The organism is Chitinophaga eiseniae (assembly GCF_012641265.1).
GTDB classification, from domain to species: Bacteria; Bacteroidota; Bacteroidia; order Chitinophagales; family Chitinophagaceae; genus Chitinophaga; species Chitinophaga eiseniae_A.
The window spans coordinates 329,106-353,501 of record NZ_JABAHZ010000002.1; the positions used below are offsets into that span (position 1 = coordinate 329,106).

At 45.7% G+C, this 24,396-nt stretch carries 21 protein-coding genes; 13 read left to right on the forward strand and 8 right to left on the reverse strand.

The window, feature by feature from the left end:
• Positions 1–25 precede the first annotated feature (25 nt).
• The 3 genes from HGH91_RS08915 (at position 26) to HGH91_RS08925 (ending at position 2,697) form a co-directional block, all read left to right on the forward strand.
• A complete protein-coding gene (locus HGH91_RS08915; RefSeq protein ID WP_168738119.1) occupies positions 26–628 on the forward strand; it encodes a hypothetical protein in 603 nt (200 codons plus the stop codon).
• Positions 629–701: 73 nt separating this feature from the next.
• Complete coding sequence (locus HGH91_RS08920) at positions 702–1,271, forward strand: DUF3109 family protein (RefSeq protein ID WP_168738120.1); 570 nt, start codon at positions 702–704, stop codon at positions 1,269–1,271.
• Positions 1,272–1,317: 46 nt separating this feature from the next.
• Positions 1,318–2,697: a LutB/LldF family L-lactate oxidation iron-sulfur protein gene (locus HGH91_RS08925; protein WP_168738121.1), complete on the forward strand. Its 1,380-nt coding sequence runs from the start codon at positions 1,318–1,320 to the stop codon at positions 2,695–2,697.
• Here HGH91_RS08925 and HGH91_RS08930 read toward each other — a convergent pair.
• The 3 genes from HGH91_RS08930 to purH all read right to left on the reverse strand — a co-directional run bounded on the left by HGH91_RS08930 (position 2,694) and on the right by purH (position 6,189).
• On the reverse strand, positions 2,694–3,950 hold the full coding sequence (locus HGH91_RS08930; protein WP_168738122.1) for a TonB family protein: 1,257 nt from the start codon (positions 3,948–3,950) through the stop codon (positions 2,694–2,696). The genes HGH91_RS08925 and HGH91_RS08930 overlap by 4 nt on opposite strands.
• Positions 3,943–4,521 (reverse strand): RNA polymerase sigma factor, encoded by a 579-nt coding sequence (locus HGH91_RS08935; RefSeq protein WP_168738123.1) that lies wholly within the window; start codon positions 4,519–4,521, stop codon positions 3,943–3,945. Before HGH91_RS08935 ends, HGH91_RS08930 begins: the two co-directional genes overlap by 8 nt.
• Before the next feature lie 153 nt (positions 4,522–4,674).
• Positions 4,675–6,189, reverse strand: coding sequence for a bifunctional phosphoribosylaminoimidazolecarboxamide formyltransferase/IMP cyclohydrolase (purH, locus tag HGH91_RS08940; protein ID WP_168738124.1), 1,515 nt, complete (start codon positions 6,187–6,189; stop codon positions 4,675–4,677).
• Positions 6,190–6,426: 237 nt separating this feature from the next.
• Between purH and HGH91_RS08945 the strand changes: the two genes are divergently transcribed.
• The gene (locus HGH91_RS08945; RefSeq protein ID WP_168738125.1) at positions 6,427–7,566 is read left to right on the forward strand and encodes a hypothetical protein; all 1,140 of its coding nucleotides are present in this window, start codon (positions 6,427–6,429) and stop codon (positions 7,564–7,566) included.
• Positions 7,567–7,668: 102 nt separating this feature from the next.
• Here HGH91_RS08945 and HGH91_RS08950 read toward each other — a convergent pair whose 3' ends face one another.
• Both HGH91_RS08950 and carB read right to left on the reverse strand, forming a co-directional pair.
• Entirely contained in the window at positions 7,669–9,768 is a 2,100-nt protein-coding gene (locus HGH91_RS08950; protein ID WP_168738126.1) for a ComEC/Rec2 family competence protein, read from the reverse strand.
• Between the two features lie 449 nt (positions 9,769–10,217).
• The gene (gene carB / locus HGH91_RS08955) at positions 10,218–13,034 is read right to left on the reverse strand and encodes a carbamoyl-phosphate synthase large subunit (protein WP_168738127.1); all 2,817 of its coding nucleotides are present in this window, start codon (positions 13,032–13,034) and stop codon (positions 10,218–10,220) included.
• A 187-nt stretch (positions 13,035–13,221) separates the two neighbouring features.
• Between carB and HGH91_RS08960 the strand changes: the two genes are divergently transcribed.
• The 4 genes from HGH91_RS08960 to HGH91_RS08975 all read left to right on the forward strand — a co-directional run bounded on the left by HGH91_RS08960 (position 13,222) and on the right by HGH91_RS08975 (position 15,909).
• Positions 13,222–13,839: a hypothetical protein gene (locus HGH91_RS08960; protein WP_168738128.1), complete on the forward strand. Its 618-nt coding sequence runs from the start codon at positions 13,222–13,224 to the stop codon at positions 13,837–13,839.
• Between the two features lie 192 nt (positions 13,840–14,031).
• Positions 14,032–14,271, forward strand: coding sequence for a hypothetical protein (locus tag HGH91_RS08965; protein ID WP_168738129.1), 240 nt, complete (start codon positions 14,032–14,034; stop codon positions 14,269–14,271).
• 53 nt (positions 14,272–14,324) lie between these two features.
• Positions 14,325–15,251 (forward strand): DUF692 family multinuclear iron-containing protein, encoded by a 927-nt coding sequence (locus tag HGH91_RS08970; protein WP_168738130.1) that lies wholly within the window; start codon positions 14,325–14,327, stop codon positions 15,249–15,251.
• A 4-nt stretch (positions 15,252–15,255) separates the two neighbouring features.
• The gene (locus HGH91_RS08975) at positions 15,256–15,909 is read left to right on the forward strand and encodes a hypothetical protein (protein WP_168738131.1); all 654 of its coding nucleotides are present in this window, start codon (positions 15,256–15,258) and stop codon (positions 15,907–15,909) included.
• 2 nt (positions 15,910–15,911) lie between these two features.
• On the opposite strand, the gene HGH91_RS08980 is transcribed toward HGH91_RS08975, so the two are convergent.
• On the reverse strand, positions 15,912–17,066 hold the full coding sequence (locus tag HGH91_RS08980; RefSeq protein ID WP_168738132.1) for an MFS transporter: 1,155 nt from the start codon (positions 17,064–17,066) through the stop codon (positions 15,912–15,914).
• Positions 17,067–17,093: 27 nt separating this feature from the next.
• A complete protein-coding gene (locus HGH91_RS08985) occupies positions 17,094–17,840 on the reverse strand; it encodes a DeoR/GlpR family DNA-binding transcription regulator (protein WP_168738133.1) in 747 nt (248 codons plus the stop codon).
• 81 nt (positions 17,841–17,921) lie between these two features.
• On the opposite strand from HGH91_RS08985, the gene HGH91_RS08990 reads away from it, so the two are divergent.
• Complete coding sequence (locus tag HGH91_RS08990) at positions 17,922–18,455, forward strand: 5' nucleotidase, NT5C type (protein WP_168738134.1); 534 nt, start codon at positions 17,922–17,924, stop codon at positions 18,453–18,455.
• An 83-nt stretch (positions 18,456–18,538) separates the two neighbouring features.
• Here the strand turns inward: HGH91_RS08990 and HGH91_RS08995 are convergent, their stop codons facing one another.
• Positions 18,539–19,138, reverse strand: coding sequence for a helix-turn-helix domain-containing protein (locus tag HGH91_RS08995; RefSeq protein ID WP_168738135.1), 600 nt, complete (start codon positions 19,136–19,138; stop codon positions 18,539–18,541).
• A gap of 479 nt (positions 19,139–19,617) precedes the next feature.
• Between HGH91_RS08995 and HGH91_RS09000 the strand changes: the two genes are divergently transcribed.
• From HGH91_RS09000 to HGH91_RS09015, 4 genes are all read left to right on the forward strand, one after another.
• A complete protein-coding gene (locus HGH91_RS09000) occupies positions 19,618–19,893 on the forward strand; it encodes a hypothetical protein (protein ID WP_145661455.1) in 276 nt (91 codons plus the stop codon).
• 176 nt (positions 19,894–20,069) lie between these two features.
• Complete coding sequence (locus HGH91_RS09005; RefSeq protein WP_168738136.1) at positions 20,070–21,215, forward strand: hypothetical protein; 1,146 nt, start codon at positions 20,070–20,072, stop codon at positions 21,213–21,215.
• 112 nt (positions 21,216–21,327) lie between these two features.
• The gene (acs, locus tag HGH91_RS09010; protein WP_168738137.1) at positions 21,328–23,241 is read left to right on the forward strand and encodes an acetate--CoA ligase; all 1,914 of its coding nucleotides are present in this window, start codon (positions 21,328–21,330) and stop codon (positions 23,239–23,241) included.
• A 70-nt stretch (positions 23,242–23,311) separates the two neighbouring features.
• The gene (locus HGH91_RS09015) at positions 23,312–24,253 is read left to right on the forward strand and encodes an alpha/beta hydrolase (RefSeq protein ID WP_168738138.1); all 942 of its coding nucleotides are present in this window, start codon (positions 23,312–23,314) and stop codon (positions 24,251–24,253) included.
• Positions 24,254–24,396 lie beyond the last annotated feature (143 nt).

A 24,396-nucleotide genomic window follows, 5' to 3' on the forward strand; every position in this document is an offset into this window, starting at 1 on the left:
TAACCGCCTGCTAAATACGCCTAAAATGCCAGATGTAAAAGGAAGGGCCCTCGCCCTGGTTTCCCTGTTCATATTACTGTTTACCGCCTGTGAAAATATACCCACACCTAAACCCAGGGGCTATTTCCTGATAAAATTGCCGGAAAGACAGTACCGCAAATTCGATATGCCAGGATACCCCTATACATTTGAATATCCGGCATACGCCAATATCGTAAAGGATACCTCCTTCTTTGGAGAAGCTCCCGAAAACCCTTACTGGATCAACGTAGACTTCCCCTCGCTCAATGGAAAGATTTACCTGAGCTATAAAATCATCGGACCAGGCAATAACACCTTCCGTAAACTGGTAGATGATGCCTTTAAAATGACCTATAAACACACTTACAAGGCCGAATATATTGATGAAAATGCCATTCATACGCCCAACCACGTCAATGGTACCTTCTATGAAGTAGGTGGCAATGCCGCCTCGTCCAAACAATTTTTCGCCACCGATTCCCTCCATCACTTTCTCCGGGGAGCCCTCTATTTCGATGCTACCCCCAATGCCGATTCACTTGCCCCCGTTTACAAATTCCTGGAACAGGACATGTGGCACATGGTGGAAACCCTCCGCTGGAGATAAGCCCGTAATACTGTAACTTTGTGGTCTTATTAAGATTGTCTGTTACACAATTCAGGCGAAAGACCATTTCCCGATGATCATCATTGACGATAAATACATAAGTGACGAAGTAATTGAAGAGCAATTCGTTTGCAATCTCTCCGCGTGTAAAGGAGCCTGCTGTGTAGCGGGCGACTGTGGCGCCCCGCTTGAGAAAACGGAAGTTAAAACGCTGAAGAAAATTTATCCGCAAATTAAATCCTACCTGCGGGCAGAAGGAATACAAGAAATTGAACATACCGGCACAAATACCACCGATGACGAATACGGCTACGTAACGCCCATCGTTAACAAAGGCATCTGCGCTTACGCTACCATAGACGATCATGGCATTGTTGGTTGCGGTATAGAAAAAGCATATAACGACGGCGTGGTGGACTTTAAAAAGCCCATCTCCTGCCACCTCTACCCCATTCGTATTAAAAAATATGAAACCTTTGAAGCGGTGAATTACGACCGCTGGGATGTTTGCAAGCCTGCCTGCAAAAACGGTAAAACCTTACAGGTACCCGTATACCGGTTCCTCAAGGATGCTTTGATCAGAAAATACGGCACGGAATTTTATGAAGTGCTGGATAAAATTGCAAGAAAAGAACACGAATGAATCATTTTGAGATTTAACTATCTTTAATCAGGAATATTGCTTGCTTATGCATCAAATAGCATCTACTTTTCTCGAAGAAAGTGATAAAAAAGCGGCTGATCTGGGCCACCGGCAGACGATCAATTTCAATATAGGCAAATATAATACAGCCGTAAAAGCCGGTAAACAGCAGTTTGCAGACCTGGCTATTGCGCGCGAAAGAGCTAAAAATATAAAGTGGAGAGCGATCGAGCATCTTGATAACCTCCTGGAAGAATTTGAGCAAAACTTCACCCGGCGCGGGGGCAAAGTGATCTGGGCCGAAACAGCAGAACAGGTACAACAGGAAATCCTGGCCATCTGTCAGGCCAAACAATGCAAGAGCATTGTAAAAAGCAAGTCCATGGCCACCGAAGAGGTACATCTCAACGCCTTCATGGAAAGCAATGGGATTGAGTGCGTGGAAACAGACCTGGGCGAATATATTCAACAACTCGACGGAGAACCTCCTTATCATATCGTTACACCAGCCATGCACAAGAGCAAGGAAGATGTAGCCCGCCTGTTTGCAGAAAAACTGGGTACTGATCCGGGTCTTACGCCAGAGCAGCTCACCCTCGTAGCCCGCGAAAAGCTCCGTCATAAATACCTGGAAGCAGAAATTGGCATCACCGGCGCCAACTTCATCCTGGCGGATACCGGCTCTGTGGCAGTTACAGAAAATGAAGGCAATGCACGCCTCACCACTGCTTTTCCCAAAACACATATTGTACTGGTTGGCATCGAAAAAGTATTGCCTTCCATCGCCGACCTGGGCCTCTTCTGGCCTTTGCTGGCTACGTATGGCACCGGGCAACAGGTAACCGCCTACAACAGTATTTTCAGTGGTCCCCGCCAGGAAGGAGAAACCGACGGTCCTGAAGAAATGTATGTGATCCTGATGGACAACGGCCGTACCAATATCCTCCAGGATACCACCGCCCGCGAAAGCCTTTATTGCATTCGCTGCGGCTCCTGCCTCAATGCCTGCCCCGTTTATAAAAACATTGGCGGCCATACTTATGCTGCCACCTATAGCGGCCCTATTGGCGCTGTTATTACGCCCCATCTGAAAGGAATGGATTCCTACATACACCTGAGCTTTGCCTCTTCCCTATGTGGCAATTGTACAGAAGTATGCCCGGTACGTATCAACCTGCACGAACTCTTGCTGCATAACCGGCAAAAAGCAGTGGAAGAAAATTATACTTCCGGCGGAGAAAAATTTGCCTGGTATTTATGGAAACAGGGCTGTGGCAGTCGTAAAATGATGAATTTGGCCAGCGGGAAAATGAAGAATTTCCTATTACGCCGTTTTTTTGCCAAAAGCTGGGGAGATAACCGGGAACTACCGGTATTTGCCGCTAAATCCTTCAATCAGCAATGGAAAGAGCGGAATAAAGGCTAGTTCTTTTTTACACTGAATTTCACCTTTACTTTGACTTTGGCAGGCTTCCCGTCTGACGCTGGTGTCCACGACGGACCTTCTTTAATGACCCTGATAGCTTCTGCATCACAGGCTTCGTTTAAATGACGCAGTATCTTAAAATTCTGCAATGACCCATCGGGCATAACAGTAAAGGCTACACGTACAACGCCATTATATTTATTTTCAGGGTTAATGGTTTTGGTATTCAGGTAATTCTCAAAAGCCGTAAGGCCTGTTACCGGCGAAGGTGCGCGGTAGCCCAAATCTTCCGCATCTTCGCTACGGCCATACCCGACTACCACCACATCATTAAGCGCATTTGATTCCCGTCCAATAGCCACTCCGGCCACCTTCCCCTGCAGTGCCCCCTGTAAACCTGAATCCGAACTAATGCCACGAATCATCAGCTTAGTGGATGCAGATTCTTTTTTCTGCGCACCATACCCGATCACCACTACCTCATTCAACGCTTTGTCTTTGTTGTCTAACAAGGCTACATTGCCCAATAAAGGCGTATCTGTCTGTCGCTTTCTTTTGTATAAATCAGAAGATACAAAACCCCGATCACCTTCGCTACGGGCAGTAGGCTTCGCGGGAGCCCAGGTAGCCGGGCTGGCGGATTTTAATGCCGGTGCTGCTACAGGCGCCGGCGCAACGGCCACTGTGGGAGGTGGAGGCGCTACCGCCGGTGCAGCTTCCCCCACATCGTCTTGAGTGGGCGACAATTCAGCAGCAGGCTCGTTTTCACTGTTTTTAGATAATACTTGCGGCGCCCGGGACGTTTCCGGGGCAATTTTATTGGCATTAGCTAATTTATCTGTTCCAGGCGACGCTGGCACTGGTGCCAGCACAGCTGAATCGGCTGCCGGCGTGGGCACGGCAGGTATACCCGCAATCGGAGGGGCTGCTTTTTGTTGATTCCAGAGGAACCAGCCGGCAGAAAACATCAGGAACAGGATAGCGGCGGCAGCGGCCCATCGATAGTACAGTGCCCTGACTTTCCCCTTTTCAGGGGCTATCCGCTGGGCCAACCTGGCAGTAAGATCTGCCTGTTGCGCCTGTTGATCCGGTGAATGCTGGGCATACCCATCCAGGGCATCGGCCAGGAACGGGTCGTCAAGCGCCCACCGCTCCAGGTCGTGCATAGCTTTATCGTCCAGCTCTCCTGCCAGGTATTGGTGGATTAAGCCAGCCAGCTCTTCCGGTTCTATATGTGGTCGCTTGTCAGACATTTTGTTGTTCCATACATATTTTCAGGTTACGCTTTCCGTTCTGGATATAGCTTTTCACCTTATTCATTTCGTAACCGGTAATAACGCTTACTTCCCGGTAGCTTTTTTCCTGCAGGTAAAACAGGTCCACACTGCGCTTCTGCTCTTCCGGCAAGGTTTCCAGGCACTTTTCCATGCTTTGGAGATTGTCCTCCAACGTTATTCCGTTCACATGATGCCCTATTTCCTCATTTTCCACAACAGGGTGATCATCTATAGACACCTGCCGGGATTCCTTGTTTTTCATGGCTCTCAGCTTCATCAGGCAGTGGTTACGGCTCAGCACATGCAACCAACTCTTGAAATTCTGTACCTCATGAACTTTCAATTTATCTATAAGTTCCTCAAAGATCTGCATTACCGCATCCTTACTGGCTTCTTCATCAAAATATTTCAGGCATACCCCATATACCAGGTTCATGTAACGCTGGTAAAGGGCTGCAAGAAAATCCAGTTTGCCGGAGGCTTTATACTCCCGGATCAAATCTGCATCTGCTGCATCCTGCATGATATTTTGCTGAATAAAGGACATTCGGTGGCCGCTAGCTTTTGTCGCTTAGCGGGTAGCATACTATTGGTTTACAAAGCAACAATACTATTATTTTTTTTCGAATATTAAGCTATTAAAACCAGAAAGCGCCGGAGAATTCCGGCGCTTTCCAACTTATTGCTTTATATACGTTTATTAGTGTCTGAAATGACGCATGCCCGTCATTACCATCACCATATCGTGTTCTTTGCAGAATTCAACAGAGTCGTTGTCCCTTACAGAACCACCGGGCTGAATCACCGCTTTAATACCCTGTTCATGCGCAATGCTTACGCAGTCGTTGAATGGGAAGAAAGCATCGGAAGCCATTACGGCGCCTTTCAGATCAAAGTTGAACTGTCCTGCCTTTTCGATGGCATGACGTAAAGCATCGATACGGGAAGTCTGACCACAACCTTTACCAATCAGTTGTTTATCCTTTACCAGCGCGATAGCATTTGATTTCAGGTGTTTACATACGATGTTGGCAAATTCCAGGTCAGATTTCTCTGCTTCAGTAGCCGGACGAGCGCCAACTTCATTCCATTCTTTGTAATTGCCATTATCGCTATCCTGCAGTAATACACCGTTCAGTACATTTTTGAACATGTACTTGCTCTTCACCGGTTGCTTTTGTTCCAGTAAGATGCGGTTCTTTTTGGCTTGCAGTACCGTAAGTGCATCGGCATCAAAGCCAGGTGCAATCAGGATTTCAAAGAATATTTCGCTGATGGATTCCGCGGTGGTTTTATCAATGATTTTATTGGTAACCAGTACACCCCCGAAAGCACTTTCCTTATCACCGGCCAGTGCTGCTTCCCAGGCTTCTTTCAGGGTAGCGCGGGAGGCAATACCGCATACGTTGGTATGTTTGATAACGGCAAAAGTGGTGGCTTCAAACTCCTGGATCAGCTGGCACGCTGCATCTACGTCTACCAGGTTGTTGAAGGATAATTCCTTACCATGCAGCTTGTTGAATACTTCGTTGAGGTTGCCATAGAAAACACCACGTTGATGTGGGTTTTCACCATAACGGTTTACCTGCCCTTCCGGAACAGACAACTGGAAGTTAGCTCCCGGCTCGTTGTTCAGGAAATACTGGGAAATGGCTACATCATAGTGGGCACATACTTCAAATGCTTTAGCAGCAAAGCTTCTGCGTTCTTCAATAGAAGTAGCCCCGGTGTTATCGGTTAATACCTTTTCCAGGTCGGCATACTGATCTTTGGAAGCTACAATCACTACATCTTTGTAGTTTTTGCCGGCTGCACGAATCAGGGAAACTCCACCTATATCAATTTTCTCAATGATTGTTTGTTCTACGCTGGTACTCTTTACAGTTTCCTCAAAAGGGTACAGGTCAACGATTACCAGGTCTATTTCCGGGATCTGGTATTCCTTCAGCTGCTCCAGGTCCTGCGGGTTATCGCGACGGGCCAGAATACCACCAAACACTTTAGGGTGCAGGGTTTTTACACGTCCCCCTAAAATAGAAGGGTAAGCGGTCAGGTCTTCAACTGCTACACATTTCACACCCAGGTCCTCAATAAATTTTTGCGTACCGCCGGTAGAGTAAATGGTAACACCTTGCTCACCTAACTTTTTAACAATGTTCTCCAGGTTATCTTTATAGAAAACGGAGATCAAAGCTGATTTAATTTGCTTTTGCATGAATGGAAAACATTAGAAATTAATAACATAGGTCCCCTGGTCTGGAACCGAAAAGAAGCGCAAAGTTAACACGTAACAATCATTTTTCCATTCTTCAACCCGGTAGAATTGGAGCCGGGCACTAAAAAAAAGCAAAAATGTGGGTAACTTATTAGTTGATAACTTCTTAGGTAAGCACAAAGTTTATACCTTGGTATTACTGTAGCCCGTTTGTACCCGTTTAAAACAACTCCCTATATGAAGAAAATCCTCTTACTATTTTTTCTGGCTTGCGCGCTGTATACAGCAAAAGCCCAGGTGTTTTGTGATACAGTTATCACTTTCTCCAGGACAGCTACCCCGGCAAATGGTACTAAAATTAAAACCAACTTACCATTTTCCAACGGAGTTGCCATGCCAACCATCATTATTGAAGGCTATAATTTTGGATCAGGGGAACCAATTGGGCTAATCATCGATTACTATGTTTATGATGACACTATTAATGGCAATTCGCTGGTGTCATCTTTCGGTGCTTATACTCCACCTATTTACTTAGCCAACGAGGGAGGTAAAGTGGTTATTTTTATGGACAGTAAAGATTATTACCAACGCTTTGCCATCAGGGCATTTGCGCGGGGATTAACCGCTGATGTTCCCATTAGTTATCAGGGATGGAGCGTGGTGGATGAAGCAATTTTGCCAACAGCTACCAAAAAAACGTTATTAAATTATCGAAACAGGTTCTCTGGTACCGTGTTATTTCCAGGTAATGGTGTCTGGAACCAGTCGGGACGTGTGGGAATAAACAATACTTCCCCCCGGGCGCCTTTAGATGTTGTTGCTACCGCTACCGACACAGCTAACGGAATTAAGCTGGCAGCTGTTCTTGGCAACGCGTATAATGAATGGACTACTTTTGGCGCTCCCACCGGCGGAAGAATCCGGGGCAGCAACGAAGGTTACCTCGTACTCGAAACCAATCCTGCTGGCACTGATAACAAAATGTACATTAACACCGCCTCCAAAGGCAACATTATTATGGCAACCGGCGGTGGCAGTGTTGGCATAGGCACCGTTAATCCCGGTGCTTGTAAATTAGCCGTAGAAGGATTGCTGGGTGCAAGAAAAATAAAAGTAACCCAATCCTCCACCTGGGCAGATTATGTATTCCATGATGATTATACCGTTATGCCGCTTTATGAAACCGAAAAATTCATCAAAGCGAATAAACATCTTCCCGGTATCCCTACTGCCAAAGAAGTGGCAGAGAATGGATATGATGTTGGAGAGATGAACAGGTTATTACTGGAAAAAGTGGAGGAAATGACCTTACACCTGATTCGTATGCAGAAGAAAATTGACGAGCTGGAAAGCAAGCTACAGGCAAGGCCTTAACAAGCCTTATAAAAGTTGGAGATAATATCAGCCAATACATGAATGGCGAAATATCAAGTCGTGTGCATTGGCTGATATCTATCTTTCTATGTTTTTCCTCCTTTACCGTACTTCGGCTACGAAAGCCCCCTGTTCGCCAACAACGTAATAACGACGCCCAGTTGCTTCGCAAGCCTGCTTCCAGCGCGATATCCGTTTTGCATAGTTGTTGGCGGCAAAAATGAGTAGCTGGTAGTCATACAGGCTATCCAGCTTGTTGATATCTACCCTGGGATTATGGGTAAGCAGGATATAATCTGCCTGCAACTTCTTCCCAGGCACTTTTCGTGGCAAGATGCTATCGATGATCAACAGGCATCTTCCATAAAAACGACTGTAATGCTGGTACCGCTGAAAGCCGTTCGGAACACCTGCATGTAATCCCATTTCATTCCTCGCGGCCAACAAAGTTTGGGCACCGGCAGTTTGCCAGATGCTATCATCACCAATAAACCGGGCCTGTTGCCCATATATATAGTCAATAGCCGTATAGGCGGGTACGTTATACACAATAATTTTAGATTGTTGCTGTACCCGGGTAAGCCATACGGCACGTGTAACCAAACATCCCCACAGGCTTAACGCTGCCAGCCAGGCGCCCGGTCGCCAGCCACTGAGCCAGCATAGGGCAATTCCTGCCAGCAGCATATACAAACATATCGTGAGTGCCAGCGAACAATGGATGTTCGTGATAAGCGCATAGGGTAGCGCGCCTAACCATCTTACACAACTATTCATGGCAAAAATGAGGAACCGGATGGCCAGTCCTGCAAACGTGGCCAATACCGGAAATGGAGAAAGCCCCAATAATATCACTTCTCCATAGATAATTACAGTAGACAATGGCACTGCCACCAGGTTAGCCAATAAGAAATAATTGGGAAACTGGTGAAAGTAAAACAGGCTCACCGGGGTAGTCATCAATTGTGCGGCCAGCGATACCGACAGCATCCCCCAGAGAACTATCATCCACTTCCGCTTAATGTTCCACAATTCGTACAGGGGCTGATAGAAAAGCAATATGCTGAGCACTGCCAGGTATGACAACTGAAAGCCGGCATCTATGGCCAGGTATGGCTGATAAGCCAATAACAGGAACGCGGATGCAGCCAGGGTATTATAGATGCTGCTGTAACGCTCCAATACAAAACGGCCAAGCGTTATGGCGGTAAACATCACCGCGGAACGGAGCACAGAAGCCGACGCACCGGTAAGCAGGGCAAATCCCCATAGTACTCCCAAAATAAGGATAGCCTTCAATACACCAGCCCATTTACCGGGCGGCAACCAGCGCAAACACCAAAGGAGCGTGCCATACAACAGCGCCAGGTGCATTCCGGAAATAGCAATAATATGTACAATCCCAGTGTTACTATAATCCTGTACCACCGTCTTATCCAGATCCTGCCGGTATCCTATCAGCAATGCTTCTGCCATCCCTGCCTCCGGCCCTGTCCCGATATATCTCCTAAAACAGGATAAACAGTAATCTCTCGCGTGCAACAACCAACGGGTTACTGCACTGCCACCTGTATGGGATAGCCTGTAGTAGTCGGCCGGCTGTAAATACAACTGCTGATAAAGCTGTTGAGATACACAATATTGCTGATAGTTGAAGCTCCCGGGATTGCCGTTGTTCCTGATCAATTCCGGCTTTTTACGGACAACGAGCCGGTCTCCATACATCAGTATGGGCCGCATAGTATCCCGGGAAATATAAAGCAGCAAATTGCCTTTTGCGGGCACCCATCTGTGCTGTACATACAGCGCAATTACCCTGGCAGTGGATTTAAATGATCTTGCTTTGGGTTGTAACGGTTCCTCTATCTGCAATAAAACCAGGGATGTATCCGTTCTGTTATCCTGGAAAAAGCCCTGCTGATGCCGCAGATCTGCCTTATACAAGAGTAAGGCACCGCTTCCGGCCACGCTCACTTGCAACAGCATACCGGGCAACCATGCCTGTTTAAAACGCCATTGTACAGGCAGATAGCGAAACAGCCATGCGCAACAGACACAAACAACCACTGTATATAGCAACAAAAGCGGTGGCAACTCCGTATAAAGTTGTATACTTATTCCTGCCAGGAAGGGGAAAATAAGGCGTAAGAAAGGTGCTTGTTTCCAGCACATCACGGTAAATGCTGTAGACTCAAAATGCATGTGGGGGTTAACTTTTATCAAAAACAAACCTAACTTTTAACAGTCTGTAAAATGTTTTGAAAATGTTAAAAACGGGTTTAGTTAATAGATAATATCTTTATATGATGTCTTGGAAACTTCCTCCTGCAATGGAAAAAATGGCTGAAATCGGTTACAAAAGCTTCTTATTTAATATATTAATATTCAATTATTAGAATATTAAATATTATTTCATCTGTTATTGATTAGTTAACATCTCTTTTAAATATAATATTATTTGTAAACTGCATTACCGGTCACGCTATATGAATTGTATCAAGATTCAATAGTCGTGTCTTTAATGGTTATTTTGAGGGAAAAGAAGGAGCCTGATTTTTATCAGGCTCTGTTTTTTTGACAACCTTACTTCATATAAAAAGCCCTCCACGCCGTAACGTAGAGGGCTTTTCGTTAACAGTTAGCTAACAATATTATTTACTCAGGTACATACTCTTTTCCTTGAAGAGTTGTCTGAAATATGGATCGCGCAGATCTTTGATAAAGCGTATTGCTTCTCCGGTTGATTTCATTTCAGGCCCCAGCTCCTTGTTTACGCCCGGGAACTTGTTGAAAGAGAATACAGGTTCCTTGATAGCAAAACCGGTAAGTTTCTTTTCAATGTTAAAGTCCTTCAGCTTATTGGCACCAATCATCACTTTTGTAGCAATGTTCAGGTAAGGCACCTGGTAAGCTTTAGCAATAAATGGCGTAGTACGGGAAGCACGCGGGTTAGCTTCAATCACATATACATTGCCATCTTTGATCGCAAACTGTATATTGATCAAGCCCTTGATATTCAGTGCACGCGCAATTTTTTCTGCGTAGTATTCCATGGTGGTTACTTCGATCGGCGACAAGTTGAAAGCCGGTAACAACGCATGGCTGTCGCCACTATGAATACCTGCCGGTTCAATATGCTCCATTACACCCATTACATGGAAATCAGTACCGTCGAAGATGCCATCTATTTCTGCTTCCTGGCAACGATCCAGGAAGTGATCGATCAATATCTTGTTACCAGGCAAATGTCTTAACAGGCTCAGTACAGATTCTTCCAGCTCCTCTTCGTTGATGACGATTCTCATACGCTGACCTCCTAATACATAGGAAGGACGCACCAGTACGGGGTAACCTACTTCTTTCGCCACTTCTATCGCATCGTCTGTATTGTAAGCAGTACCATATTTAGGATAAGGAATGCCCAGTTCTTTCAGCATATCGGAGAAACGACCACGGTCTTCTGCAATATCCATGTTGTCGAAAGAGGTACCGATGATTTTCACACCTTTTTCTTCCAGGCGTTTGGCCAGCTTCAGCGCGGTTTGTCCACCCAGCTGCACAATCACACCTTCCGGCTTTTCCAGCTCAATGATTTCCCAGAGATTTTCCCAGAACACCGGCTCGAAGTATAATTTATCTGCCATGTCGAAGTCGGTGGAAACCGTTTCTGGGTTACAGTTTACCATGATAGCTTCATAACCGCAGTCCTGGATCGCCTGTAAACCGTGTGTGCAGCAGTAGTCGAACTCAATACCCTGCCCGATTCTGTTAGGACCGGAGCCCAGTACAATGATCTTCTTCTTATCGGTTACCTTGCTTTCATTTTCGGTATCGAACGTAGAGTAGAAGTAAGGTGTTTTTGCTTCAAACTCTGCGCTACAGGTATCTACCATTTTAAAAGTACGGGTGATGCCCAGCTCCTTACGCTTAGCGTATACTTCGTCTTCATCGCAATCACCAAACAATACCGCAAGTTGCATATCAGAGAAGCCCATTTTCTTGGCATCTTTCAGCATTTCTACTGAAACGCTCTGCAGGTCAAGCTCCAGCAATTGTTTTTCCAGGTTCACGATATCCTGGATCTGGTGCAGGAACCAGCGGTCGATATAAGTCAGCTGGTGAATATGTTTTACGGAAACTCCCGCCATCAAAGCATCTTTGATACGGAAAATACGATCCCAGGTAGGACGTTTTAATTTCTCGATCAGTTGCTCACTCTTCAGGAGAGATTTACCATAGTAGCCCAGACCGAGTGCGTCGTTTTCAAGGCTCTGACAAGCTTTCTGTAATGCTTCAGGGAAGGTGCGTCCGATAGACATTACCTCTCCTACTGATTTCATTTGCAGGCCCAGGGTGTCGTCGGCCCCTTTAAATTTATCGAAGTTCCAGCGTGGCATTTTTACGATCACGTAGTCCAGTGCTGGCTCGAAGAATGCAGAAGTAGTTTTGGTGATCTGGTTTTCCAGTTCATCCAGTGTATAACCGATAGCCAGTTTGGCAGCAATTTTCGCAATCGGGTAACCGGTTGCTTTAGAAGCCAGTGCGGAGGAACGGCTCACGCGAGGGTTGATTTCAATAGCAATCAACTCTTCGTTTTCCGGATTCAGGGAAAACTGAACGTTACAACCACCGGCAAAGTTGCCCAGGTCGCGCATCATCATCATCGCTTTGTTACGCATCTCCTGGAAAGCAGTATCGCTCAGGGTCATAGCTGGCGCCACCGTAATGGAATCACCCGTGTGGATACCCATCGGGTCGAGGTTTTCCACGGTACAAATGATTACCACGTTATCATTCTTGTCGCGCAGCAATTCCAGTTCATATTCTTTCCATCCCAGTACCGCTTTTTCTACCAGTACTTCGTGGATGGGGGAAGCTTTCAAACCACGGTCCAGGGCTTCGTCCAGGTCTTCTTTACTGTGTACAAATCCACCACCGGTACCACCCAGGGTAAAGGAAGGACGGATTACCAGCGGGAAGCCTATTTCCTGTGCAAATTCTTTTCCTTCGAGGAAAGAGTTAGCTGTTCTGGCGGGAGCCACCGGGATACCCAGTTGGATCATCCACTGGCGGAACTGTTCACGATCTTCTGCCTTATCAATTGCCTTAATGTCTACCCCAATCAGGCGAACATTGTTCTTTTCCCAAATTCCGAGTTCGTCTACTTCCTTGCAAAGGTTCAGCGCAGTTTGGCCGCCCATGGTGGGTAATACGGCATCTATCTGGTTTTCTTCCAGGATCTGCTCAATGCTTTCCACGGTCAGTGGCAGCAAATAAACCTTATCGGCCATCATTGGATCCGTCATGATGGTAGCCGGGTTGGAATTAATCAATATCACTTTAATTCCTTCTTCCCGCAGCGAACGTGCTGCCTGGGAACCGGAATAATCAAATTCGCAAGCCTGACCAATAATAATGGGTCCAGAACCGATAATGAGAACAGATTTGATAGATGAGTCTTTTGGCATTTGTGTAATCTATTGAAAATGAAAAACCAAATTGATCTTTATGCCGTGTGAGGGACCAAAAAAATCGTGCAAAGTTACGTGATTTGAAAATTATAATCAGAAATAAATTTCATTTCCGAGAAGTTTTTTTCGGGAGAATAATAAATACATTTAGCTTTATATAAAATAATTAACCCATCTAATCGATATGCCTTCTATTTCTATACCTCCGATCACTATAAATAGTAGAGACTGGAAAAGCATACACCGACAGTACGGTTACGGACAGGCGTTATACATTGCGGGAAACCAGGACCAAGGCAACTATTCCTTTAACTTCCGGTTAAATTATCATCAGAAAGACGGCGCGCTGACTTTTTCATGGAATAATGACCGGAACAATTTAGGTCGGGCTAAATTCGACCCAAGCTATGTCGGTAAAATATATAATCCTTACACCGTCTTACAACTGGAGTTACCCTATCTAAAAAAAACAATTGAAGTATACAGCCGTGAATGGCCGAACACACTCCTCCATTTCTTCGCTCGCAAAACGCCCACCGGCAATAGCCATTTTGATAAGCTGTTCCAAACTACAGCTACGCAAGAAATAATCAGTGAAATACTTCCCCAGTTATATTATTTACAGGATGAGGCATTGGGCCGATCCCTCCAGCTCACGACTAACTATGAAGACGCAGTGACCGAGAAATTCTATCTCCGTATACGCATTAATAAGTTACTTCAAAAAGCATCTACTATCGAAAATCTGCTACACCATACAACTACACTGGTAAATAAACTGGAAAGATTTGCTAAAAAGTAACATTACGGACGCAGTATTTTCCGTATAAATACTTATCCAGATATCCATTTATTCTCCTAACTTTACTATGCACAGTGCAACGATACTGTGCATACCCCTCAAAAGACTGGTGCAACGAATACAAGAGCTTTACCCCAAAGAATCATTTTCGTTTTTTTCAATATACATTTTACACCCCAAAAATCAAACGTTATGCGTACAGCTGAAGTTCATTACGGCGCTAATGGTCAGATCGACCTCACCGTTCCCAAAGGCACTAAACTGGAAGATGTCACTAAATTACAGGCATTGGTGCTGAGACAAATTAACCCCCGCGGTTGCCAGGCCTGCCTGTCTGGCGTACACTTCAATATCCGGGAAAAACTGGAAGAAGTGATTAACGTAGACCTGGAAAAAATGGCTATTACCAAGGCAGCCGTTGCACAACATTAATCCGGCGATACCGTCCAGGCCTATGCCTGGACGGTATTTTAAACGCTCCCGTCATGTCACAAGTAATATCACCTGCCCGTACAGGTCACCTGTACCGCCAGCCTATTCCCCAGCTGGGCGTTGGACTGCTATACAATCCCTCCCTGGAGCTGTACCTGGAAGCTTGTCCCGGGATATGTGATTATGTGGAAATCATTCCCGATATGTTCTGGACAGATCGTGGAAACGGCCAGCAGGAAAGATTTGAAGAGATTGAATCCTGGATGATGGTGCTGGATAAAATAGCCGCCACATACCCATTAACCGCTCATAATATATCTTACTCGCTGGGCAGCGCCGGCATTTTTGATAAAACATACCTTCAGAAAATGCAGGAATGGCACCAGCGCTATGCATTTAAATGGCACAGCGATCACCTGTCTTTTGTAAAGGTACATAACGATCAACAGGAAGAACACAATGCAGGCCTCGCAGTACCGGTGCCGTACGATTATGAAGTACTGGATATGATCAGCGGTCGTATCAATGCCATCAAACGGGCTATCAGTGCACCTTTCCTGGTAGAAAACAATGTATACTTTATTGATTTGCCGGAGCAGGAACTCAGCGAAACGGCCTTCCTGAATGAGTTATCAGATCGTACCTCCTGCGGCTTATTGCTCGATATTCATAACGTGTATACCAACGCCGTCAATCACCATTTTGATCCGAAGGAATTTATTAACCAGCTGCAGCTGGATAAAGTGATCGAAATCCATATTGCCGGCGGCAACGAGATGGCAGGTATGTACACTGATTCTCATGCAGGCCCTTGTCCGCCGGAGGTATGGGAGCTACTCGATTATACGTTACCGTTAGTTCATAACCTATGCGGCATTACCTTTGAATTTCATGAATCTTACTTTCACCTGTTGCAGTTTGAGGGTATTACCCGCGAACTAAACCGGGCGAAGGCAGCCTGGAACCTTTATCATAGTTGATGATATGTCACTCCTCTCTTTTCAGAAAGCGATCACTGATTTAATTGCCTCCCCGCAATTGTGCCTGGCGTTACGGGAGCAGCCGGCGGAAATCCTCTCCCGGTATGACCTTACGCGCCGCGAGCAAATGCGTTTACAAACAGTAGTACGCCAACCCGGCATGTCGGTGAGCTGTACCCTATATCGTGTAAACAGGATCACGCCTATCTACACGATGCTTCCCTATACCTGTTTTTTATTAGGCCCATCCCTGATGCCGCTCGTAGAGGAATTTTGGCGTATTTGCTATAAGTCTGATTTACAGTTTAAGCGGGAGATCAATGTATTTGGTGATTTTTTACTGGAGAAAATAACTACGGGGAGCCTCGAAAACCCGTATCTGCGGGAGATCTTGTTAATGGAACTGGCCATTAATGACTTGAAATTTTTGCCTAAAGAAGCCTTACTGCATATATCTGCGGACGAAGAAATACTACACCCATTAGTAAGATTGGTCCCTTTTGATCATTCACCGGAACCGCTGCTGACGGCCCTTGCCGGCATGCAACTGCCACCAGTGCCTTTACCCACCGGGGAATACTTACTATTGGTGGATTACCGTGAGGAAGAACTATCCTTCAGCACACTGCCCCGCAAAAGCGGAGCAGTGGCCATTTGAGTTTATATTTTTATCCTGGCAGACATAACGGCGATGGCCGCTCCCATTACAGCAATCATGGTGAAGGCAATTCCCAGGTTGGTAGCTTGCGCCACAAATCCAATCAGCGGCGGGCCAAAGAGGAATCCCAGGTAGCCAATAGTGGATACGGTAGCCAGCGCCATACCGGGAGACAATGTTTTTGATTTGCCGGCAGCACTGTATACCAATGGCACCACCGCTGATACGCCGGCGCCTACCAGCATAAAGCCAAACATAGCCGGGTAGAAATAAGGCAAAATAACGGCTACCAGTAGCCCCGCAGCGGTGAGACCTCCGCTGATCAGCAGCATCTTCTTCACACCCAGCCTGGTGGTAAGCCTGTCGGCAATAAAGCGTCCGGAGGCCATGGTACTCATAAATGCAGCATAGCCTGCACCGGATAAACCATCCTTCACGGCTATCACTCTACGGAAATATACGCCACTCCAATCGAACATCGTTCCTTCGCAGATCATTGAACACATGGCGATAATACCCAACGTAATCAGGAAAGCGTCTGGTTTTCCAAAGAGAGAAGGGGCACTATTTTCATTTGGCACGGTAGTTACCAGCCTGTTCATCGTTAATACAATTAGCGTCCAGGCGATACCGGCAATGATTAAGAAGTGATATACCGGCGCCAGGTGTAGCCCCGACATTCCCGCTCCTATGGCGGCGCCGGTAAACCCGGCAACGCTCCACAAGCCGTGAAAGGAAGCCATAATAGAGCGGCCATACATCACCTCTACGCCTACTGCCTGTGTGTTTACCGCGATATTGGCAATGTTGCCGCAGAAGCCGAACAATACCAGGAAAATACTCAGTTCCCATGCGTGCTGGGCCAGCCCAAGGGCAGGTAATACAGCGGCGTAGGCCACACCGGCAATTAATAACACCTGCCGGCTACCATATTTTGATACCAATATCCCGGCTACAGGCAAGGATATCAGGGATCCTACCGGCAACGCCAGTAACAGGCTACCCAGTCCTGCATCATTTAAGCCCAGGGCTTGCTGGATATCCGGTATACGGGAAGCCCAGCTGGAAAAACATAAACCAGTAAGGAAAAATAAAGCGCTGACCGCAATACGCGTTGCTCTCTTATTCATCGCCACCATCGATAGATCCTGTAACATCTTTGTTAAGATAAAAAATTTAAATAATCAGATCACCTGGATTCCCAGGTTGATATACGGCTTTAATGAAGGCAGGTCGGGATTATCGGTAATAATGGTATCCAAACCTGTAATATCACATACTTTAAAAGGCTCCGCCGTACCCATTTTATCGCTGGTGGCCAGTGCAATGGCCTTGTTGGCCGATTCCACCATCACGCTTTTAACATCTGCCTCCCCCAGATCAAGGCCGGTTACGCCGGCAACAGGATGGAGACTGCAAATACCCAGGAAGCAAATGTCGGCCCGCAATTTCTCGAGCATACGGATGGTATCCATCCCACCGGAGGTCTGCGAGTTTTTGCCAATTAATCCGCCCGTAAAGATCAGTTCAATACCAGGATGGTCCATCAACTGTGATACAATCGGAACACTGTTGGTAATGACCGTCAGGTGCAGGTTTGCGGGGATTAACTTGGCCAGCATTAAAGTGGAAGTGCCTCCGTCGAGCATAATGGTTTGTCCATTACGCAGAAATGACAAGGCTTTGGTGGCAATATGTTTTTTATCCTCTTCATGGTATTGTATACGCTCCTTAAACGAATAAGGGTTGGGAGAATGGGGAATAGCCCCTCCCCGTACTTTAATCAGTTGCCCGTTTTGAGCAAGAGATTCGAGGTCTCTCCTTACCGTATCTTCCGATACCTGTAAATCGCTGCTGAGTTCTGCCTGCAGTACTTTATGATCTGTTTGCAGTTTCTTCAGGATATATTCCAGCCTTTCCTCTTTTAACATATTTGCCGTTTTGTGCAAAATTATGAAAGATTATGCAATAATTTGCAACATATGGCATAACTTTGCAAAAAATAGCAAATCATGGCAAGAATAGCAATCGACATGGACAATGTAATGGCGGACCTGCAACAACATGTATTAGCGGTGTACGCAAAGGAATACGGGGAAGTGATAGATCCCGCGCGTTTGGATAATGTACCGGAAGGCAGTGTGTTTCCGGAAGGAATAATGGTAAAAATGTTGAATACACCCGGCTTTTTCAGGGGCATTCCGGTGATGAAAGGCAGCCAGGAAGTGGTTAAAGCCCTGGCAGCGCAACATGAAGTATTTATTGTTTCTGCAGCGATGGAATTCCCTTTTTCACTGGCGGAGAAACTAGCCTGGCTGAATGAGCACTTCCCGTTCATCCACTGGCGGAATGTTGTGTTCTGTGGATCAAAAACTATTGTGGAAGCGGACTACATGATAGATGACCATGATAAAAACCTGCGTTCATTTAAGGGCACTCCCCTATTATTTAGTGCTCCGCATAACTTACCATTGACTGACTACAAACGTTTAAACAACTGGGAGGAAGTAGCAACATTTTTTAAATTAAGTGAGGTAGCAGCCTAACAGTTGGCCAGTGCAGGTTAGCTATTAAAGAAAAACCCCGATTTACTATCAACGAATATCATTATAGTGATCGGTGTATTTCTTTAATCTTTTTGTTTACGCAGTGTGGTCATTTCCTTTTTGACCTGTAATAACTCATCTTTTATGGTGGCATAGCTTTTCAGTAACTGGGTGTGCTCTTCAAGCAATTTGTAATACTTCTCCCTCATCAGCATCATTTCTTCACTGTCAGTAACCCTTGACTCCTGTACCGTACCCGGGTTCAGGAAGCCCTCTACGGTCATGTCCAATCCTTTGGCTACACGCTCCAGCTCATCGGGCGAGAAGCTTTCCTTTTCGAAGAGATTGTACATGGTACGACGGCTCATATCCAGGCGGCCAGCCAGTTTGCTCTTATTCAGGCCTTTTTCGGCGATAATCTGCTGTAGACGGTCGCCATGGTGGATATTTTTGCCCTGGCTAAGTTGCATAGCACCATTCCACCGCATAAACTCATCGGGGGTAATATCTATTAATGTGCAGAAACGCTCCATGGTAGCACGTTTCATATCATTTTTGCGTAAATGATAATGGGCTATCTGGTTGGTAAAACCGGCCATGGCAGCAAAGTCTACGATCTTTATCTTCTTTTGCTTCAGTATCTGCTTCAAGCGGTGTCCCATGTGTATCAGGCTCGACTGCATCCTTTATGTTTTAAATTATGATGCTACAGACAGGATGGGCCCTGTTGTATTATCGTATAATTTAACAATTAATATTTCATTTTGTAAATAAATATATCAATTTAACAAAAAAATATACGCCTGTCAGCCGCATTAATCAACCATAACAATTATATAACGGCAACGTATATACGTAATAAAGCACCAATAAACATTTATCAATATGACAACATAAAAATCGTAGTGATAATCACAATAAAATGACTGACAATTATTGTGTAAACGATACACATCAACCAACCTTTACAAATAGCCCAAAACCCTTTACAGCACTGCATTACATGGGGTATTATTTTTTTTAAAGAAAGTAATGTTTTATCATTATAAATTGCACGATTATGAATACATTTGTTTACACATAAAATGTTGTTTTATATGCTTAAAATAATCGTCAATCTTTTTTGTTAACCATAACCAATAATTAGAAAATAATACCCATTATGAGCAAAGAATCACTGAATGTTCTGCTTGACATTCACACAAAACTCTCCGGACTACCGGTAGCCTTTAGAGAAAGAGTGTGTGAAGAATGCAATTGGAGTACACCTACTTTTTATCGTAAAATGCGCGGTAAAGACAAACCAAATCCTAACGAGAAAGGCAAGATTATTCCTGCACTTAGCAACGCTGAAAAGCAAAAAATCATTGAAGTAATGGACGAGGTGTACGCATTGGGACAAGAGTACTTCGAAAAGTACCAGCGATCTTCTAAGTAATATGAGGTAGTATTTCATTCGCTGTCTGTAGAAACTTACTCCTAAATGACATCCTCATATAATAAAGCCTTGTACCCCTTCCTGGGATTACAAGGCTTTATTATTTATTTATCTTTATTAACTAAGTTTTTCTTTTTAAAACTAAATTATTAGTTTTAAAAAGAAAAAAGATGTTTATGTATACCATTTTAACCCGCGGCATAGTGCTGCTACAGCTGCTATGCTGCTTACAAACGGCAATGGGTCAGCAACCTATTGACCGTAATCAACTAATGGAATACCTGCAGCACCAGGAATACGATCAGGCCATTGGCTACCTGCAACCAAGGGTACAGGAAAACAATATTTCGCAATTATCGCTACTCGCCTATACTTACTATCTCTCTGGGAAAACAAAAGATGCCGGCGCCGCCTATGACAAAGTATTACAGCTGGATAGCAACAACCTCCCCGCACATCAGTACCTGGCCAGTATTGCGATGCAAATGGAAACCCCCCTGGCGGCCATCACACATTACCGGTACATTGCCAGGATGCAACCCAATAACGCTGTTGCCTGTAAACAACTTAGTTTTGCGTGCTACGCCATCCAGCAATTCGATACAGCCTTTGTATGGCTCCAAAAGGCTTATCACCTCAATCCCGCCGATCCCAAAGTGGCAGCCCGCCTGGCAGAAGAGTGGCTGGGAAAGGAAAATTACCAGCAGGCCGATAGTATCACCTGCGCCTTCATGGCCTCCGACTCCCTGCAACCACCAGTGATAATGACCGCCATCCGGGCCGCCTGGTTTCTGAAGGATTATACCCGCTGTACTACACTGGGCACGCAATTAATGAACATGAAAATTGTTTCCCCTAATACCTTCAGCATAGTAGCCGCCGCCTGGTATACCCTTAAAAAATACCAGGAGTGCATCGGCATACATGAATATATGACCGCCAACAGGGGCCAGTCGGAAAACATCATGTATTATGCAGCCCTCTCCTATACTGCGCTGAAAAATTATACTTCCAGCAATGAGTTGCTGCAAACCTGTATTGACCTCGCCACTTCCAAAAGCCTGGATGGCTATTTCAGCAGTAAATCTGTGAATTATGAAGGGCTGCAACAATATAAAACAGCCATTGCCCAACTGGATACAGCCTATTATCTTTCCCGTAAACCGCTGCGCCAGTATAGCATTGGCCGTATTTACGACCTGCACCTCCACAATAAACCACTGGCTACGAAATACTATAAACGCTACCTGCAGCTAAGCACGCCGGATAATCCTGCAGCGCCAGAGATTTACAAATACCTGAAGTCTTACGTTGAAAAATAATCCGCTTTTAACATGTTTTTTTAGATTATTTCTATTAAACCACCTGGTTTTTCTTAAATTTAAAGCCCGTTAGGAAAATGCTTGTACTTAACCAATAAACAAATACGGTGCTATGTCGTACCCATACCAGATTAAGAGTATCGAAGATTATCAACAGGCTTATCAACAAAGTGTCATTGACCCCGAAGGCTTTTGGGCCAATGTAGCAGACCATTTTTACTGGCGTCGCAAGTGGGATAAGGTATTGGACTGGAATTTTAAAGACCCGGATATCAAATGGTTTACCGGCGCTAAACTGAATATTACGGAAAACTGCCTGGATCGTCACCTGGGCACATTGGGCAACACTCCAGCCATTATCTGGGAGCCCAACGATCCGGAAGAACACCATCGCATTATCACTTACCGCGACTTATACAATAAAGTTTGCCAGTTTGCCAATGTGTTAAAGAACAATGGGGTTAAGAAAGGCGATCGCGTATGTATTTACATGGGAATGATTCCTGAACTGGCTATTGCCATACTGGCCTGCGCCCGCATCGGTGCTGTACACTCTGTAGTATTCGGAGGATTCAGTGCTCAGTCGATCGCCGACAGGATCCAGGATGCCCAGTGCAGCCTCGTTATCACCTGTGATGGCGCTTATCGCGGCGCTAAAGACATTCCGCTGAAATCGGTAATGGACGACGCCCTGATGGCCTGCCCATCTGTAAAGAAAGTAATTGTTTGTACCCGTACCCGCACCCCGGTTAGTATGCTGAAAGGCAGAGACGTATGGTGGGAAGACGAAATCAAGCAGGTAGAAACCATGGGAAATCCCCCCTGCCCGGCAGAAGAAATGGATGCAGAAGACCTGCTGTTCATTCTCTATACTTCCGGTTCCACCGGCAAGCCGAAAGGCGTGGTACATACCTGTGCCGGCTATATGGTATATGCCAACTATACTTTTGTAAATACCTTCCAGTATCAACCTGGAGAAGTATACTTCTGTACCGCAGATATCGGCTGGATCACCGGCCACAGCTACATTGCCTATGGCCCGCTTAGCGCTGGTGCTACCACCCTTATGTTTGAAGGGGTACCTACTTATCCCGATGCAGGGAGACTGTGGGAAATTGTAGACAAATTCCGCGTAAACATCTTATATACCGCTCCTACAGCTATACGCAGCCTGATGAGCTACGGCCTTGGTCCTGTTAATCATAAAGACCTCAGCTCCCTCCGTAAACTGGGCAGCGTAGGCGAACCTATTAATGAAGAGGCCTGGCATTGGTTTAAAGATAACATTGGTAAAGGTAAATGCCCAATTGTAGATACCTGGTGGCAAACTGAAACCGGTGGTATCATGATTACCCCGATAGCCGGCATTACGAAAGAAAAACCAGGCTATGCCACCCTGCCTCTTCCCGGCGTACAGCCTGTGCTGGTAGACGAAAACGGTAAGGAACTCAAAGGAAATGGTGTAAGCGGCAATCTCTGCATCAAGTTCCCATGGCCTGGTATGCTCCGCAGCACATACGGCGATCATGAACGTTTCCGTAAAACTTATTTCTCTACCTACGAAAACATGTACTTCACAGGCGATGGCTGCCTGAGAGATGAAGACGGGTACTATAAGATTACCGGCCGTGTAGATGATGTTCTCAACGTAAGCGGTCACCGTATTGGCACTGCAGAAGTAGAGAATGCCATCAACATGCACGCCGGCGTGGTGGAAAGCGCTGTAGTGGGCTATCCTCACGATATTAAGGGGCAGGGCATTTATGCTTATGTGATCATGGAGCGCTTAACGCATGATGCGGAACTCACTAAAAAAGACATCGCACAAACCGTTAGCCGTATTATTGGCCCTATCGCCAAGCCGGATAAAATACAGATCGTAGGCGGTTTACCCAAAACGCGTTCCGGTAAAATCATGCGCCGTATCCTGCGCAAGATAGCCGAAAACGACCTGGACAACCTGGGCGATACCTCTACTCTGCTGGATCCGGCTGTAGTTGATGAAATCAAAAAAGGCAGACTCTAAGCCGTTTTAATATTTTCAGAGAAGGGATGCAGAAATGATTTTCTGCATCCCTTTGTTATAAGATAGACCCATGAAACGTTTTCTCAAAAAGGCCGGCTGGACACTGCTTTGCCTGTTTATACTCCTCAATATCATCGGTGCCTTCCACGCCTGGAAGTTTACCCATTTCTACGACGATGGCGGCAAAAAAAATAAGCTACCGGAGCAGATGAGCACCGGGGAAAAGCTGGGGGTCATCCTGTTTGGCGTCCGGATCTCCAAATCTGCCACCACTCAATATCCTGCTGCTCCTTATAACACCGTGCACCTTCATACCGCCAACGGGTTATCCCTGGAAGGTTGGTGGATACCCACCAAAAATCCTGTAGGCACTGTTATCCTGTTTCATGGCTATAATGGCAATAAAGGCTCCCTGTTGCCCGAAGCCGATCGCTTCAGGTCACTCGGCTACAATACCTTTCTGCTCGATTTCCGTGGACATGGTAACAGCGAGGGCCTTACCTGCAGCGTAGGATTTAAAGAAGCAGAAGATGTAAAGCTGGCGTGGGATTATGTAAAGCAAAAAACAACCCAACCAGTTGTACTCTGGGGAGTGAGCATGGGCGCAGCCGCCATTCTGAAAGCCGTTCCTGAATATGGGCTTACCCCGCAAAAGCTCATCATCCAATGCCCTTTTTCCACGCTGACAGACGCCGTAAAAAGTCGCATGAGAGCTGTGCACCTGCCGGCATTTCCCTTTTCACAAATCCTTACCTTCTGGGGCGGAATAGAGCAGGGATTCTGGGGACCTGGATTTAAGCCGGAAAGCTACGCCCGCCAGATACATATGCCCGTATTATATTTCTACGGTCAAAAAGACATCCGGGTAATGTCCCATGAAACTAACGAGGTATTTTCTCACCTCGGCACCACCCAAAAGAAATTGTATATATTCCCTAATGCAGGTCACCAGTCGTTTTGCGGGAAAGACAATGATGCCTGGATGAGAGAGGTAACCGCCTTTTTACAATAAAAAAGCGTGCACCATACGAGTGGTGCACGCTCTTCACAGGATCCTACCCGCCATTTTATATTGGAATCATGACACGGTAAAACCGTGTCACTAGATGCAATCCTTTATAAGCAATGATTACAAATTTACATTAGCTGGCTGCC

Bases quoted from the DNA above. Each gene is read 5' to 3' on its own strand.
- HGH91_RS08915 (WP_168738119.1), top strand. From the start codon at position 26: ATGCCAGATGTAAAAGGAAGGGCCCTCGCCCTGGTTTCCCTGTTCATA.
- HGH91_RS08920 (WP_168738120.1), top strand. From the start codon at position 702: ATGATCATCATTGACGATAAATACATAAGTGACGAAGTAATTGAAGAG.
- HGH91_RS08925 (WP_168738121.1), top strand. From the start codon at position 1,318: ATGCATCAAATAGCATCTACTTTTCTCGAAGAAAGTGATAAAAAAGCG.
- HGH91_RS08930 (WP_168738122.1), bottom strand. From the start codon at position 3,950: ATGTCTGACAAGCGACCACATATAGAACCGGAAGAGCTGGCTGGCTTA.
- HGH91_RS08935 (WP_168738123.1), bottom strand. From the start codon at position 4,521: ATGTCCTTTATTCAGCAAAATATCATGCAGGATGCAGCAGATGCAGAT.
- purH (WP_168738124.1), bottom strand. From the start codon at position 6,189: ATGCAAAAGCAAATTAAATCAGCTTTGATCTCCGTTTTCTATAAAGAT.
- HGH91_RS08945 (WP_168738125.1), top strand. From the start codon at position 6,427: ATGAAGAAAATCCTCTTACTATTTTTTCTGGCTTGCGCGCTGTATACA.
- HGH91_RS08950 (WP_168738126.1), bottom strand. From the start codon at position 9,768: ATGCATTTTGAGTCTACAGCATTTACCGTGATGTGCTGGAAACAAGCA.
- carB (WP_168738127.1), bottom strand. From the start codon at position 13,034: ATGCCAAAAGACTCATCTATCAAATCTGTTCTCATTATCGGTTCTGGA.
- HGH91_RS08960 (WP_168738128.1), top strand. From the start codon at position 13,222: ATGCCTTCTATTTCTATACCTCCGATCACTATAAATAGTAGAGACTGG.
- HGH91_RS08965 (WP_168738129.1), top strand. From the start codon at position 14,032: ATGCGTACAGCTGAAGTTCATTACGGCGCTAATGGTCAGATCGACCTC.
- HGH91_RS08970 (WP_168738130.1), top strand. From the start codon at position 14,325: ATGTCACAAGTAATATCACCTGCCCGTACAGGTCACCTGTACCGCCAG.
- HGH91_RS08975 (WP_168738131.1), top strand. From the start codon at position 15,256: ATGTCACTCCTCTCTTTTCAGAAAGCGATCACTGATTTAATTGCCTCC.
- HGH91_RS08980 (WP_168738132.1), bottom strand. From the start codon at position 17,066: ATGTTACAGGATCTATCGATGGTGGCGATGAATAAGAGAGCAACGCGT.
- HGH91_RS08985 (WP_168738133.1), bottom strand. From the start codon at position 17,840: ATGTTAAAAGAGGAAAGGCTGGAATATATCCTGAAGAAACTGCAAACA.
- HGH91_RS08990 (WP_168738134.1), top strand. From the start codon at position 17,922: ATGGCAAGAATAGCAATCGACATGGACAATGTAATGGCGGACCTGCAA.
- HGH91_RS08995 (WP_168738135.1), bottom strand. From the start codon at position 19,138: ATGCAGTCGAGCCTGATACACATGGGACACCGCTTGAAGCAGATACTG.
- HGH91_RS09000 (WP_145661455.1), top strand. From the start codon at position 19,618: ATGAGCAAAGAATCACTGAATGTTCTGCTTGACATTCACACAAAACTC.
- HGH91_RS09005 (WP_168738136.1), top strand. From the start codon at position 20,070: ATGTATACCATTTTAACCCGCGGCATAGTGCTGCTACAGCTGCTATGC.
- acs (WP_168738137.1), top strand. From the start codon at position 21,328: ATGTCGTACCCATACCAGATTAAGAGTATCGAAGATTATCAACAGGCT.
- HGH91_RS09015 (WP_168738138.1), top strand. From the start codon at position 23,312: ATGAAACGTTTTCTCAAAAAGGCCGGCTGGACACTGCTTTGCCTGTTT.